Below are 12,912 nucleotides of genomic sequence, written 5' to 3'. Positions count from 1 at the left end.
AGCAACACAGAAAGAACCGACGCAGGGTTTTGCCCCCCGCGTCAGCGACTCACAACCCGGTCTGCAAGGCTGCTGAAAGCTTTCCGCTTTATAGTCAGCAGCCTCAGCGGACGGATAACCGGGACCACCCGGAGACACGCCTGATGAGCGAGCTTTTTTACAACGCCGTGCCGAACGCGACCCGTGTCGCCCCGCCACTGCCTGAACCGCGTCAGTACCCCAGCGAAAAACCGCAGCGGGTCTACCTGTTCGGCACATGTGTGGTTGACCTGTTCTACCCCGAAGCCGGGATGGACGCGATTCACCTGCTCGAACGCGAAGGCATTCGCGTGGAGTACCCACAAGGGCAAAGCTGCTGCGGACAACCGGCCTACACCTCGGGTTACACCGAACAGGCCCGGACTGTAGCGCGCTCGCAACTGGCGCTGTTTGCCGGAGATTATCCGGTGGTGGTGCCGTCGGGTTCCTGCGCGGGCATGTTGCGTGAACATTACGCCGATTTGTTCAAGGACGAGCCGGCCACCCTTAAACAAGTCCAGGCCCTCGCGGCGCGGACCTATGAACTGGCCGAATTTCTGCTGTTCGTCTGCAAGGTGCAGCTCAAGGACAGCGGCACTCCGGTGAAAGTGGCGCTGCACACATCGTGTTCGGCACGGCGCGAAATGAACACCCACCTGCACGGTCGCGAATTGTTGTCGCAGCTAAGCAACGTGGAACGGGTCGAGCACAGCCACGAAAGCGAATGCTGTGGCTTCGGTGGGACATTCAGCGTCCGAATGCCAGACATTTCCGGTGCAATGGTCGCTGACAAGACCAAAGCACTGAAGGAGTCCGGCGCACACACGGTGCTGAGCGCTGACTGCGGCTGCTTGATGAACATCAACGGCTCGCTGGAAAAACAGAAAGAAGCGTTGCGCGGCCAACATCTGGCCAGCTTCCTCTGGCAGCGTACCGGAGGTGCTTTATGAGCAACCCGACGCTGATTCCGACGGTTACCGTCGAAGAAGATTTTCGCGCCCGGGCTCACGAGGCTTTGGCTGACACGCAATTGCGAAACAACTTTCGCAGTGCGATGGATTCACTGATGGCAAAACGGGCAGCGTCTTTCAGCGATGCCCATGAGCGAGAACACCTACGCGCCCTGGGCAATGCAGTCCGTGCCCGCGCGTTATCCAGGTTGCCTGAGTTGCTCGAGCAACTGGAACAGAACCTGACCCGCAACGGTGTGACAGTGCACTGGGCGGAAACGGTGGACGAGGCCAATGGCATCGTCTTATCGATCATCCGTGCTCACGAGGCGCGGCAAGTGATCAAGGGCAAATCGATGGTCAGCGAAGAGATGGAGATGAACCATGTCCTCGCGGCTCAAGGTGTTGAATGCCTGGAGTCGGACATGGGCGAATTCATTGTCCAGCTCGATCACGAGAAGCCTTCACACATTATTATGCCGGCGATCCACAAGAATGCCGGTCAGGTCGCGTCCTTGTTCCACGACAAACTTGGCGTGGAGTACACCAAGGACGTTGACCAACTCATTCAGATCGGCCGCAAAGTCTTGCGGCAGAAATTCTTCGAGGCGGACATCGGCGTCTCCGGCGTCAACTTCGCCGTGGCCGAAACCGGCACCCTGCTGCTCGTGGAAAACGAAGGCAACGGCCGCATGTCGACCACCGTGCCGCCCGTGCACATCGCCGTCACCGGGATCGAGAAAGTCGTCGAAAACCTGCGCGATGTCGTACCGCTGCTGTCGTTGCTGACCCGCTCGGCCCTCGGCCAGCCGATCACCACTTACGTCAACATGATTTCCGGCCCGCGCAAAGAGCATGAGCTGGACGGCCCGCAAGAAGTGCACCTGGTGCTGCTGGACAACGGTCGCAGCCAGGCATTTGCCGACAGTGAACTGCGCCAGACCCTGAACTGCATTCGCTGCGGCGCCTGCATGAACCATTGCCCGGTTTACACCCGCATCGGCGGCCACGCCTATGGCGAGGTTTACCCTGGCCCCATCGGCAAAATCATTACCCCGCACATGGTCGGCCTGGCAAAAGTCCCGGACCACCCGAGCGCATCATCACTGTGCGGTGCCTGCGGTGAAGTCTGCCCGGTAAAAATTCCGATCCCGGCACTGCTGCGGCGCCTACGCGAAGAAAACGTCAAAGCCCCGGACAGCCCCCATCAAGTCATGCGTGGCCAGGGCAGCAAATATTCGCGCAAAGAACGTTTCATCTGGAACGCCTGGGCGAAACTCAACAGTTCCCCGACGCTGTATCGACTGTTCGGTTTTTTCGCCACCCGCCTGCGCGCCCTCACGCCGAGCAACGTTGGCCCATGGACGCAAAACCATAGCGCGCCGAAACCCGCCGCTCGTTCACTGCACAACATGGCCCGCGAGCACTTGGCCAAACAGGGAGATCGTTGATGAGCGCCAAGCAGAACATTCTCGCCAAACTTCGGAACAGCCTGACCGGTACCACGCCAGTGCCTGACAACTTCGATGAAGCGTTGGTGACCGAGCCCTACACCTACACGCCGGAACAACGCATCCCACAGCTGCGCAAGTTGATGGAAGCGGTGCACACCGAAATCCACCTGACCCGCGAACAAGACTGGCCTGCGCTGCTCGCGCAGTTGCTGCGTGACCGTCAGTTGCCAAGCCTGCTGATCGCACCCACTACGCCTCATGGTCAACGGATCACTCAGCATTGGGCGAACAATCCCGAGCTGCCGACACTCAAGGCCTACGACCGCCCGGTAGAAGAATGGAAAGCCGAGCTGTTCAACGACACCCAGGCCAGCCTGACCACCACCCTCGGCGCCATTGCCGCCACCGGTAGCCTGATTATCTGGCCAACCCGCGAAGAGCCACGACTGATGAGCCTGGTGCCGCCAGTGCATTTCGCCCTGCTCAAGGCCAGTGAAATCCGCGACAACTTCTATCAGGTGCAACGCGAATTCAACTGGGCCCAAGGCATGCCAACCAACGCGCTGCTGGTGTCCGGACCGTCGAAAACCGCCGACATCGAACAAGTCCTGGCGTACGGCGCCCACGGCCCGAAAGACCTGGTGGTATTGATCCTGGAGGACCAATGAGCCTACCGGCGACTTTCCTGCGTGATGCGCAGCAACTGATTCCTCAGGAGCGGCGTTTCGACGACCCGCTCTCCACCCTGGCCTTCGGCACCGATGCGAGTTTCTACCGGCTGATCCCGAAACTGGTGATCCGCGTCGAGTCCGAAGACGAAGTGGTCGCGCTGCTTGAACTGGCGCAGCGCGATCAAGTTCCGGTGACCTTCCGCGCCGCTGGCACCAGCCTTTCTGGCCAGGCTATCAGCGATTCGGTGCTGATCGTGCTCGGCGATAACTGGAACGCTCGCGAGATTCGCGGTCAAGGCACACAAATTCGCCTGCAACCGGGTGTGATCGGCGCGCAGGCGAACGCCTGGCTGGCACCGTTCGGGCGCAAGATCGGCCCGGACCCGGCGTCGATCAACGCCTGCAAAATCGGCGGCATCGTCGCCAACAACGCCAGCGGCATGTGCTGCGGCACGGCGCAAAACACTTACCACACCCTGGCCGGGATTCGTTTGGTACTGGCCGACGGCAGTCGTCTCGACACCGAAGACGCCGCCAGTGTCGCTGCATTTCGCAGCAGCCACGCCGAGCTGCTGGAGCGTCTAGCGACATTGGGTCGCCAGACTCGCGCCAATGCCGAGCTTGCCGCGAGAATCCGCCACAAATACCGCCTGAAAAATACCACCGGGCTGTCGCTCAATGCCCTGGTGGACTTCGACGAACCGGTGGATATCTTGAGCCACCTGCTGGTGGGCTCCGAGGGCACGCTAGGGTTCATCAGCGCGGTGACCTACGACACGGTGATCGACCATCCGAACAAAGCCTCGGCACTGATCGTTTTCCCCGACGTGGAAACCTGCTGCAACGCCGTGACCGTGCTGAAAAGCCAACCGGTTTCGGCCGTGGAACTGCTCGACCGCCGCAGCCTGCGCTCGGTGCAGGACAAACCCGGCATGCCGGCTTTCGTCCAGCAACTGTCGGCCAATGCCTGCGCCTTGCTGATCGAGTCCCGCGCGGCATCGTCCTCATTGCTGCACGAACAACTCGCGCAGATCATGTCGTCGCTGGCGTCATTCCCGGTGGAAAAACAGGTCGATTTCACTGAAGACCCGGCCGAGAACGCCAAGCTCTGGGCGATCCGCAAAGACACCTTCCCCGCCGTCGGCGCGGTGCGAAAAACCGGCACCACAGTGATCATCGAAGACGTGACCTTCCCGGTGGAACAACTGGCCGTCGGCGTGAACCGCTTGATCGAACTGTTCGACAAACATCACTACGACGAAGCGATCCTTTTCGGACACGCACTGGAAGGCAATCTGCACTTCGTCTTCACCCAAGGCTTCAACAGCGCGGAAGAAGTCGCACGCTACCAGGCGTTCATGGACGACGTAGCGCAACTGGTCGCCGTGGAGTTTGGTGGCTCGCTGAAAGCCGAACACGGCACCGGTCGCAACATGGCGCCCTTCGTCGAGCTGGAATGGGGCAGCGATGCCTACCAGTTGATGTGGCAGCTCAAACGCCTGCTCGACCCCAGCGGCATCCTCAACCCGGACGTGGTGCTCAGCGAAGATCCACAGATTCACCTTAAACACCTCAAACCGCTGCCCGCCGCCGACGAGATTGTGGACAAGTGCATCGAGTGCGGTTTCTGCGAACCGGTTTGCCCGTCAAAAGGCCTGACATTGAGCCCGCGCCAGCGCATCGTGATCTGGCGTGATATTCAGGCGAAAAAACGCGCGGGCATCGACTCCACGGAACTGGAAGCGGCTTATCAATACCAAGGCCTCGACACCTGCGCCGCCACCGGGTTATGCGCTCAACGCTGCCCGGTCGGCATCAATACCGGCGACCTGGTGAAAAAGCTGCGCAGCCGCACCGCCACTCGTACGAAAACCGCCAACTGGCTTGAAGGACATTTCGCCACCGCGCTGCAAGGTGCGCGTTTCACTCTGCATGTGGCCAACGGTGCGCGAATGCTGCTAGGCGCACCACGACTGGCGAAGATTTCTGCTGCGCTAACCCAGCGCTCCAAAGGGAAGATCCCGCAGTGGACCAACGCCATGCCACAACCGGAACGTGCGATTCGTTTCAGCCCGACAGTGGCTGACGAGCGCCCGCGCGTGGTGTATCTGGCGGCGTGCGTGTCGCGGGTCATGGGCCCGGCGGCCGGCGACCAAGAGCAGATGTCGCTGTACGACAAAACCCGTGGCCTGCTGGAAAAGGCCGGTTACCAGGTCGTTTCGCCGGACAATCAGGACAGCCTCTGCTGCGGTCAACCATTCGCCTCCAAAGGCTATGCGGAACAGGCCGAGCACAAGCGCCAGGAACTGATCGGCGCGCTGCTGCATGCCAGTCGCGGCGGGCTTGATCCGATCTATTGCGACACCAGCCCCTGCACATTGCGCCTGGTGCAAGACCTCGGCGAGGTGCGGCTGGACTTGTACGACCCGGTGCGTTTCATCCGTACGCACTTGATGGATCGCCTGGACTTCACCCCACAGGAAGCACCGATTGCGGTGCACGTCACGTGCAGCACTCAGCACCTGGGCGAGAGCCAGGCGCTGATTGATCTGGCGCGGCGCTGCAGTAAAAACGTGGTGATTCCGGAAGGCATTCATTGCTGCGGGTTTGCGGGCGACAAGGGGTTCACCACGCCGGAGCTGAACGCTCACTCGCTGCGCACACTGAAAGACGCCGTGCAGTTTTGCAGTGAAGGCATTTCCACCAGCCGCACCTGTGAAATCGGCCTGAGCCAGCATGGCGGGATTGATTATCACGGGTTGGTTTACCTGGTGGACCGGGTGACCCGAGCACGCTCGACGTAAGAACCGGACCACACTGAAAAGGGGCGATTCGCCCCTTTTCAGTATCTGCGCCCCACTCTTGGATTGATTCGTACGCTGACGAAAAAAACCGAATTCCTGTGCACGTCTATAGTCATTTGCTCAGGCCTCGCTGAAAGAGGCTTATCACCGACCTCGGTGGCGGCCTCACGATCTGGCTGCTCCGAGCCATCATGCACAAGGAGATACCCATGAAGCGTACTGCCCTGGCTGGACTGTTCATTACCGCTGCAATGCTGGCCTCGCCGGCGTTTGCCGCGGACAAGGATCTTTGTGACCTGAACCTGCAAAAGCTCGAAGACTCGATCACCACTCTGCCCGCGACCTCCGAGAACACTACAAACAACATCAAAGCGATGCAGGCTCGTGCACAAGCCGCCCAAAAAGCAGGCAACGACAAGAAGTGCGTCGATGAAACAACCCAGGCGCTGCAAAGAATCCAGAAAATTTCCAGCGGAAACCAGGGCTGACCCGTAGCCGGCCAACCTTCGGGTTGGCCTTATGCCCTGCGTTGGCGTACACTACACAGGCTTGCTGCTCAAATTGATTCACAGAGCAGTGGGCTCGGGGCCGTTTAGGATTCGACGCCGGTTGCGAAACTTTAGGTGCATGCCGAGTTGGTAACAGAACTCGTAAATCCACTGTTGCAACTACTTATAGTTGCCAATGACGAAACCTACGGCCAGGAATTCTCTCTCGCTGCGTAAGCAGCTTTAGATCCTGAGCTTCTGGTACCTTCGGGTCCAGCAATCATCAGGGGATGTCTGTAAACCCAAAGTGATTGTCATATAGAACAGAATCGCCGTGCAGTACGTTGTGGACGAAGCGGCTAAAACTTACACAACTCGCCCAAAGCACCCTGCCCGTCGGGTCGCTGAGGGTTAACTTAATAGACACGGCTACGCATGTAGTACCGACAGCGGAGTACTGGCGGACGGGGGTTCAAATCCCCCCGGCTCCACCAAATAGCAATCTAGACCTGTCTCAGACAGTCTACGAAACACCCCAAGAAGCCCGCCCTGTGCGGGCTTTCTTGTTTCTGAACATCCCCCCACTGATTCGCCGCCCCTAGCTGATATCACCCAGCCTCCCCCCGCACCCAAGGCCAAGAAACTCCAGAGACATGACGGTGATAACCTTCAAGGGGAAACGCCCCGCAAAGGACGCAAAGCATGGGGTGACCCTTCCACGCTCAACGCCTGGGCCACTGCCGGCCTTGCACTGACTCTCTGGAAAACAGCGCTGGATACAGCAGTTTGCTGATGGGCGGCCCTTTGTATTTCAAAGCAGCGACGTTGCAACGCAACTGGCCGCCGCACAAACGGGCATCGGCGTGGCAATACTGCCCTGTTTTCTCGCTGATCGAGACAAGACGCTGGTCAGGATTGAGCTGCAGGACGAACCGAAGTCCCGGGATATCTGGATGTCTATTCACGCTGACGTACGGCGCTCCCCCGCTGTTCGCGTCACCATGGATCATCTGATTGATCTGCTGAGCCACGAACTGGGATAGGGGCTGGAGCCAGGCCAACCCGGCGTCATAACAAGACCAGGAAAGCCCCCCTCTTGAACCTCGATATCCAACCGGATAGCCGCCTGCGCCCGACTTACAACATTGCCCAGGCAGACAGGGTATGCGCATCCGTGATCTTGCCGGCGCGGATCAAGGCCTTTATCTCCTGCCCGGTGTAAGCCAGGGTGCCTTTCGTCTCACCGTCCGTTTCCGTTGTCACTTGCACCGCGTCGGTCGCCAAATACACTTCGACCGCACTTTGAATCAGCGAGGTGTTGGTATGCAGTTTCCCGAGGAGAGTCCAGGATTGCGACGTGTACCCGGTCTCTTCGAGCAACTCACGTTTAGCGGTTTGCGCCAGCGTCTCATTCTTGTTACGCCCACCTCGAGGCGCCTCCAGCGAGTCTTGATCGATCGCGCCACGGTAATGCTGCACCAGCAAATATCGACCTTCAGTGTCCCTTGCCAGGATCACGGCAGCATTAACCTCGTAGGCCTCGGTGACGACGTAGTACTTACCCCGCTTGATCACCTTGAAAAACGGCGTTTCCAACAGGGTCTGAATCGTGTTGACGGGTGCATTCATGGTCTTGAGCCTTAGTCATCTGACAGTGCGCGATCAAACTCGACAATCACTTGCGGCTTGAGTTTGAGGTAAAGGTTTTGTGGGCGGCCCATCGCCGGCTGGACAGTTTCTTCTGTCAGCGCAATGAGCTTGGCGTCGATCATCTTTTTCACGCGTTGAATAATGCTGGTCTTACCCTTACCCGGCTTGATGCCTCGCACCACCGAGAAGAGGGTGATGACGTCAGTCATGGTGAACTTCATGGGCAGCATGGCGAACCCGATGCTGGTGTACCGGAATTTACCCGCCAGGCGCGCTCTTATTTTTGCGGCGAGCTCGTTGTGATCGAACGCCAGCAGGAATCCCTTCTCACTTGCCGACACGAGGTCGACCCACTGCTTGTCGCCTTCGATTTCTACCGTGTCATCAACCATTGCCATATAGACCGTGGTCGTGGCCCAGCCCCTCGGATCACGCACCGCATTACCCACTGTCACTACCTGCTCGCAATGACTGATCGGGAAACCCACTTTAGGAGAATGGATGAGGCGCTCGATGGCGGCCTCCAGGCTTTGATCCTCGGTGTCACCGTTGATGACCAAGCCTGGAATTGCCCATTGCCCGAAATAGGGCTCATCCGAATTGAGACGCTTGTGAACCAGTATCTGTGCCCGACCAAGTTCGCGGCTGAATCGAAGTATTCCGACATCGACCGACTGGATGGCGCCTCTTCGTTCTTCGCTCACCTATGCACTCCTCTGTTGTTGATCGGCCAGTGAAACCTGCCCAGTATCGGCGTAAACGAGGTAGTCCGTCACGCGCAGGCCCGGCGCCAGCCAACTGTGCGGAATGTCTCTGCCAGCTCTCAAGGCGTCTCGGATCATTGTGCTGTGAACGCTGATGGTCTCGGGCAGGGTGATGACCGAAAACTCATCCATGATTTCCTGATACCCATGAAACGTGCGGAAAACCTTTTGGTTGTCCGCGCCCATCACCAAAGCAACGTCCTTTGTATCGAGGCGGGCGCGCCTGGCGATGAATCGAAGCAGGTCGATGCTGAAAATCGGGGACTTGCATTTAAACAACTCACGCTCACAGGTATCGACGACCAGGCGCGGCTCCTTGAAGCCCATGGCGATCTTCTCCAACCACTGAACCCGCAAGTCGAAATCGACCATTTGCTTGCCAAACGGGTGAGCGTACGAAGGCACCACCAGAACTTGAGATGCCCGGCCCAGCAGTGAAGCCATTACTTGAACATGCCCCGCGTGTGGCGGGTTGAATGCACCTCCATATACCGCCAATTGCACCGTCATCATCCAACCCTCATTTTTCGACATAATGCGCGTAACGCACATAATGATCAAGTCACCGCGAGTTAAATCAAGCTCTGACAGAGCGGCCGCTCACAACCACAAGCAACAATTACAAGACATAAGATCACAAAAACACTGAACCTCCCTATTGAGAGCAGTGCGAAAATCCTGAAATACTCACGACAGCCAGTTGACTTACTTAGTACGCGTGAAGCACTATGTGCCGCAAGACGACAGCGGAGGTACCTGCAATGAGCTTTCAAAAATCCAAGATTGCCAGCTTCGATGTAGATGCACAGTGCGGCTTTACCCCTCTGTGTCCAGACGAGCTCCCTGTCACTGGCGGGGATGAAATCGTTCCTGATCTGAATTTCATGGCATCGCTCGCCGGCTTTCGAGTGGCCAGCAAGGATGCCCATAGCCCGAATGCAAAATGGGTCGTCGGCTCTCATGCCGAAATGGGTGTTCCGACAGGGCTTGTGCATGCCGACCTGACCTGGGTGTCTCACTGCGTTCCGGGCACCCCGGGGTTTGAGCTTCTGCCCGGCCTACCGAAAGTCAGTGAATACGGATTCATCGTGTACAAAGGCCTCGAGGTGGACTTGCACCCGTACGGCGCCCTGTTTCACGACGACATCATGACCACCGGCGCCATCGAAGTCCTTCGCTCGAAGGGCATCGAGAAAGTCCTCGTAGGTGGCCTGGCCCTCGACTACTGCGTGAAATCGACCGTGCTGCAACTGCTCGGTGCAGGGTTCGAGGTGGCGGTTTATCTACCGGCCTGCCGAGCGATCAGCCAGGAGACCGCTGACACCGCACTGCAAGAAATGAAGCATGCCGGCGCAGCGCTGATAGACAACGAAGAAGCATTGACCTTGTTTGCCGTTGAGGGGAACTAAGATGGAAAGCGCATACAGCCAGGGCTCTCTCCCCGTCATATCGCTGCTGGATAACGACCTGTATTCCTTTACGCAACAGCAGCCCATCCTCCATCAGCACCCGGATGTCGACGTTGAATATGAGTTGATTGTCCGTTCCAAAGAAGATCTGACGCCCTACATCGGCGCAGTGCGAAAAGCGCTTGAAGCGCTCAGCGAAAAGTCGTTCACGGAAGACGAGTTGCGCTTCCTGGCTCGCCAGGACAAGCGTGAATACATCAAGCCCGACTTCATTCGCTTTCTCGGCCTGTTCAAGTTCAACCTGCACTATGTGACGGTCAGCAATTGCGATGGCCAACTCGCCATCCGGGTTCGCGGCCCATGGTTGCACTGCATCCTGTTCGAGATCCCGATTCTTTCCATGGTGAGCGAGATCCGCAATCGCCACACATACCCTGACGTCTCGCTGACCGATGTCACCCGTCGGCTTTACGAAAAATTCGATTGGCTGGCGACCCACGCCACCCAGGACGAGTTAGCGCTGATGCGCGTTGCAGACTTCGGTACTCGCCGGCGCCTGTCCTATAAGGCACAGTTCGAGATGATCGGTGTGATGAAGCGCGATTTTCCGGGCGTCTTTGTCGGCACCAGCAACGTCCACATGGCACGTGAATTCGACATTGATGCCATCGGCACCATGTCCCACCAATGGCTGATGGCGCACCAGCAACTGGGCAGGTTGCATGAAAGCCAGGCCGCTGCGCTTGAGGGTTGGGTCAAGGAATACCGTGGCCGGTTGGGCATCGCGCTGACCGACTGCATAAGCTCCGACTGGTTTCTCTCGGAGTTCGATCACTACTTCGTCAAGCTGTTTGACGGCGTACGCCACGACTCCGGCGACCCTCTGGTCTGGGCCGAAAAATTTATCGCCCACTACAAAAAGATGGGCGTCGACCCAATGACCAAGAGCCTGGTTTTCTCCGATGCACTGGATGTGAAAATCAGCTTGAAGATCATCCGGGCGCTCCAGGGTCGAATTCGCTTCAGCTTCGGCATCGGCACCAACCTTTCCTGCGACGTCGCTGGCGTAACCCCGCTCAGCATCGTGATGAAACTGGTGAAGGTCAACGACCGTCCTGTCGTGAAGTTTTCGGACGAACCAACGAAGCTCGTCTGCCGGGACAAGAGTTTCGAAGAATACGCTCGCACCACGTTCAGCATCGCGTAAGGGGAACACCATGAACGCTCAAGCACATCCCGATTCGTCCGCCGTAGCCCTGAGTGCCCGTATTGCTGAAGCACTGAAGGTCAATCGGTGGAGCGATGCAACGATCAGCGCAACGCGTGAAATCGACTCGCGCGTCAGCTTCCTCAAAGATCGCGTACGGGCCAGTGGCACCAAAGGCCTGGTGCTGGGGATCAGCGGCGGCGTGGACTCGACCACCGCGGGCAGACTGTGCCAGATCGCAGTGGAGGCGCTGCGTGCCGAGGGCTATGACGCCACGTTCTACGCCGTACGCTTGCCCTTCTACGTCCAGCGTGACGAAGAAGATGCTCAACTGGCGCTGCGCTTTATCAAGCCCGATGCGACCCTGACGGTCGACATCGGCCAGTCGGTTGACGCCATGATGGGGGCCGTGGGCGGCCAGTCAGCCGGCGACGAACGCAAGATGGACTTCGTGAAGGGCAACGTAAAGGCCCGTGCACGCATGATGGCTCAATACACCATTGCCAACCTGAACAACTGCCTGGTGGTGGGTACCGACCATGCGGCTGAAGCGGTCATGGGCTTCTTCACCAAGTTCGGTGATGGCGCGTGCGATGTGACCCCACTGGCCGGCCTGGTGAAGGGTCAGGTTCGCCAGATCGCGCTGGCGCTGGGCGCGCCTGCCGACCTGGTGCACAAGACGCCAACGGCAGACCTGGAAGAGCTTGATCCCGGCAAGCCGGATGAGCTGGCGCATGGATGCACCTACGATGAGATCGACAACTTCCTGCTCGGCAGGCCTGTCCCTGAGGAGGTGGCCAGGCTGATCATCAGTATCTACACGAGAACAGCGCACAAACGAGAGTTGCCGTACGCCCCGTGATGCGACCTGGAATGACAGAACATGAGGCAGCTAGACATCGGACTCAGGAGCCCGGCTACTGGCAATAGCGCCCTTAAGAACGCCATCACCGGCAAGCCTGGCGCCTACGAAAAACGCCAGGCTTAGTTATCTTGTTTCAGCTCAACATTAAACAACTGCTTTTCCCATACCGTCCGGTACAACACAAACAAAGAGACCCCATACACAACAGAGTAAATCATCCCGATAAACATCGACACCACGACCAAGGCAACCATAGACAGCAAGAGCAGCGGTATATACATGTTCATCAAAGGCGAGCGCGTTCTCTCTTTTATCTTCGCCACCGCCAACCCAATACCGGCGAAATAGACAGCCATTGTCAACGCCCATATCCTGAAGGCAATCGGAAGTCCTTCGTCAATACGGCCTGAGTCAGTTGATAGTTGGTACCCGCCAAACACCCAGAAAATAATCACGGATATCGCAATAGAGCCACCCACGCCATACACAACATATGTTTTAAAAAAATTGAACTCACCCTTGCACAGCGGGCTATTCAAGAATGGCTTAGTGACCAACGCCAGAATAAAAGCTATAAAAAACGCCATGCATACTCCAGATTATATTTTCCACTGACTGCATCAATAAAATGC

The 12,912-nt window shown here is 57.9% G+C and carries 13 protein-coding genes and 1 other RNA gene; 10 read left to right on the top strand and 4 right to left on the bottom strand.

Annotated features, from left to right (window positions below; translation table 11 throughout):
• Positions 1 to 143: 143 nt before the first annotated feature.
• From AC1Z1G_RS04050 to AC1Z1G_RS04020, 7 genes are all read left to right on the top strand, one after another.
• On the top strand, positions 144 to 968 hold the full coding sequence (locus tag AC1Z1G_RS04050; protein WP_483625081.1) for a (Fe-S)-binding protein: 825 nt from the start codon (positions 144 to 146) through the stop codon (positions 966 to 968).
• Positions 965 to 2,419, top strand: a complete 1,455-nt coding sequence (locus tag AC1Z1G_RS04045; RefSeq protein ID WP_483625079.1) for a LutB/LldF family L-lactate oxidation iron-sulfur protein — start codon at positions 965 to 967, stop codon at positions 2,417 to 2,419. The genes AC1Z1G_RS04050 and AC1Z1G_RS04045 overlap by 4 nt, the downstream gene beginning before the upstream one ends.
• On the top strand, positions 2,419 to 3,090 hold the full coding sequence (locus tag AC1Z1G_RS04040; protein ID WP_483625077.1) for a LutC/YkgG family protein: 672 nt from the start codon (positions 2,419 to 2,421) through the stop codon (positions 3,088 to 3,090). Before AC1Z1G_RS04045 ends, AC1Z1G_RS04040 begins: the two co-directional genes overlap by 1 nt.
• Positions 3,087 to 5,897 (top strand): FAD-binding and (Fe-S)-binding domain-containing protein, encoded by a 2,811-nt coding sequence (locus AC1Z1G_RS04035; RefSeq protein WP_483625075.1) that lies wholly within the window; start codon positions 3,087 to 3,089, stop codon positions 5,895 to 5,897. The genes AC1Z1G_RS04040 and AC1Z1G_RS04035 overlap by 4 nt, the downstream gene beginning before the upstream one ends.
• Positions 5,898 to 6,106: 209 nt before the next feature.
• Positions 6,107 to 6,385, top strand: coding sequence for a hypothetical protein (locus AC1Z1G_RS04030; RefSeq protein WP_483625073.1), 279 nt, complete (start codon positions 6,107 to 6,109; stop codon positions 6,383 to 6,385).
• 96 nt (positions 6,386 to 6,481) lie between these two features.
• Positions 6,482 to 6,879, top strand: a transfer-messenger RNA (tmRNA) gene (gene ssrA, locus AC1Z1G_RS04025).
• A gap of 282 nt (positions 6,880 to 7,161) precedes the next feature.
• Complete coding sequence (locus AC1Z1G_RS04020; RefSeq protein WP_483627747.1) at positions 7,162 to 7,428, top strand: LysR substrate-binding domain-containing protein; 267 nt, start codon at positions 7,162 to 7,164, stop codon at positions 7,426 to 7,428.
• 94 nt (positions 7,429 to 7,522) lie between these two features.
• Here the strand turns inward: AC1Z1G_RS04020 and AC1Z1G_RS04015 are convergent, their stop codons facing one another.
• Genes AC1Z1G_RS04015 through AC1Z1G_RS04005 form a run of 3 tightly spaced genes read right to left on the bottom strand, consistent with a single transcriptional unit; the run spans position 7,523 to position 9,312 of the window.
• Complete coding sequence (locus AC1Z1G_RS04015; RefSeq protein ID WP_483625071.1) at positions 7,523 to 8,014, bottom strand: NUDIX hydrolase; 492 nt, start codon at positions 8,012 to 8,014, stop codon at positions 7,523 to 7,525.
• Positions 8,015 to 8,025: 11 nt separating this feature from the next.
• Complete coding sequence (locus tag AC1Z1G_RS04010) at positions 8,026 to 8,739, bottom strand: hypothetical protein (protein WP_483625069.1); 714 nt, start codon at positions 8,737 to 8,739, stop codon at positions 8,026 to 8,028.
• Entirely contained in the window at positions 8,740 to 9,312 is a 573-nt protein-coding gene (locus AC1Z1G_RS04005) for a nucleotidyl transferase family protein (RefSeq protein ID WP_483625067.1), read from the bottom strand. It lies immediately after the preceding gene.
• Between the two features lie 248 nt (positions 9,313 to 9,560).
• On the opposite strand from AC1Z1G_RS04005, the gene AC1Z1G_RS04000 reads away from it, so the two are divergent.
• The 3 genes from AC1Z1G_RS04000 to nadE are packed head-to-tail and all read left to right on the top strand — an operon-like array spanning position 9,561 to position 12,277.
• Positions 9,561 to 10,208, top strand: a complete 648-nt coding sequence (locus tag AC1Z1G_RS04000) for a nicotinamidase (RefSeq protein ID WP_483625065.1) — start codon at positions 9,561 to 9,563, stop codon at positions 10,206 to 10,208.
• 1 nt (position 10,209) lies between these two features.
• The gene (gene pncB, locus AC1Z1G_RS03995) at positions 10,210 to 11,415 is read left to right on the top strand and encodes a nicotinate phosphoribosyltransferase (protein ID WP_483625063.1); all 1,206 of its coding nucleotides are present in this window, start codon (positions 10,210 to 10,212) and stop codon (positions 11,413 to 11,415) included.
• Positions 11,416 to 11,425: 10 nt separating this feature from the next.
• Positions 11,426 to 12,277: an ammonia-dependent NAD(+) synthetase gene (nadE, locus tag AC1Z1G_RS03990; RefSeq protein ID WP_483625061.1), complete on the top strand. Its 852-nt coding sequence runs from the start codon at positions 11,426 to 11,428 to the stop codon at positions 12,275 to 12,277.
• Positions 12,278 to 12,399: 122 nt separating this feature from the next.
• Here nadE and AC1Z1G_RS03985 read toward each other — a convergent pair whose 3' ends face one another.
• Complete coding sequence (locus AC1Z1G_RS03985) at positions 12,400 to 12,867, bottom strand: hypothetical protein (protein ID WP_483625059.1); 468 nt, start codon at positions 12,865 to 12,867, stop codon at positions 12,400 to 12,402.
• Between the last annotated feature and the right edge of the window lie 45 nt (positions 12,868 to 12,912).

Source organism: Pseudomonas sp. JL27(2026) (genome assembly GCF_056933555.1).
This window is presented reverse-complemented; position numbering and strand designations above follow the sequence as displayed.

Excerpts from the sequence above, each read along its gene's own strand:
- AC1Z1G_RS04030 (WP_483625073.1), top strand. The coding sequence starts at position 6,107 with ATGAAGCGTACTGCCCTGGCTGGACTGTTCATTACCGCTGCAATGCTG.
- AC1Z1G_RS04040 (WP_483625077.1), top strand. The coding sequence starts at position 2,419 with ATGAGCGCCAAGCAGAACATTCTCGCCAAACTTCGGAACAGCCTGACC.
- AC1Z1G_RS04045 (WP_483625079.1), top strand. The coding sequence starts at position 965 with ATGAGCAACCCGACGCTGATTCCGACGGTTACCGTCGAAGAAGATTTT.
- nadE (WP_483625061.1), top strand. The coding sequence starts at position 11,426 with ATGAACGCTCAAGCACATCCCGATTCGTCCGCCGTAGCCCTGAGTGCC.
- AC1Z1G_RS04035 (WP_483625075.1), top strand. The coding sequence starts at position 3,087 with ATGAGCCTACCGGCGACTTTCCTGCGTGATGCGCAGCAACTGATTCCT.
- AC1Z1G_RS04015 (WP_483625071.1), bottom strand. The coding sequence starts at position 8,014 with ATGAATGCACCCGTCAACACGATTCAGACCCTGTTGGAAACGCCGTTT.
- AC1Z1G_RS03985 (WP_483625059.1), bottom strand. The coding sequence starts at position 12,867 with ATGGCGTTTTTTATAGCTTTTATTCTGGCGTTGGTCACTAAGCCATTC.
- pncB (WP_483625063.1), top strand. The coding sequence starts at position 10,210 with ATGGAAAGCGCATACAGCCAGGGCTCTCTCCCCGTCATATCGCTGCTG.
- AC1Z1G_RS04050 (WP_483625081.1), top strand. The coding sequence starts at position 144 with ATGAGCGAGCTTTTTTACAACGCCGTGCCGAACGCGACCCGTGTCGCC.
- AC1Z1G_RS04000 (WP_483625065.1), top strand. The coding sequence starts at position 9,561 with ATGAGCTTTCAAAAATCCAAGATTGCCAGCTTCGATGTAGATGCACAG.
- AC1Z1G_RS04005 (WP_483625067.1), bottom strand. The coding sequence starts at position 9,312 with ATGATGACGGTGCAATTGGCGGTATATGGAGGTGCATTCAACCCGCCA.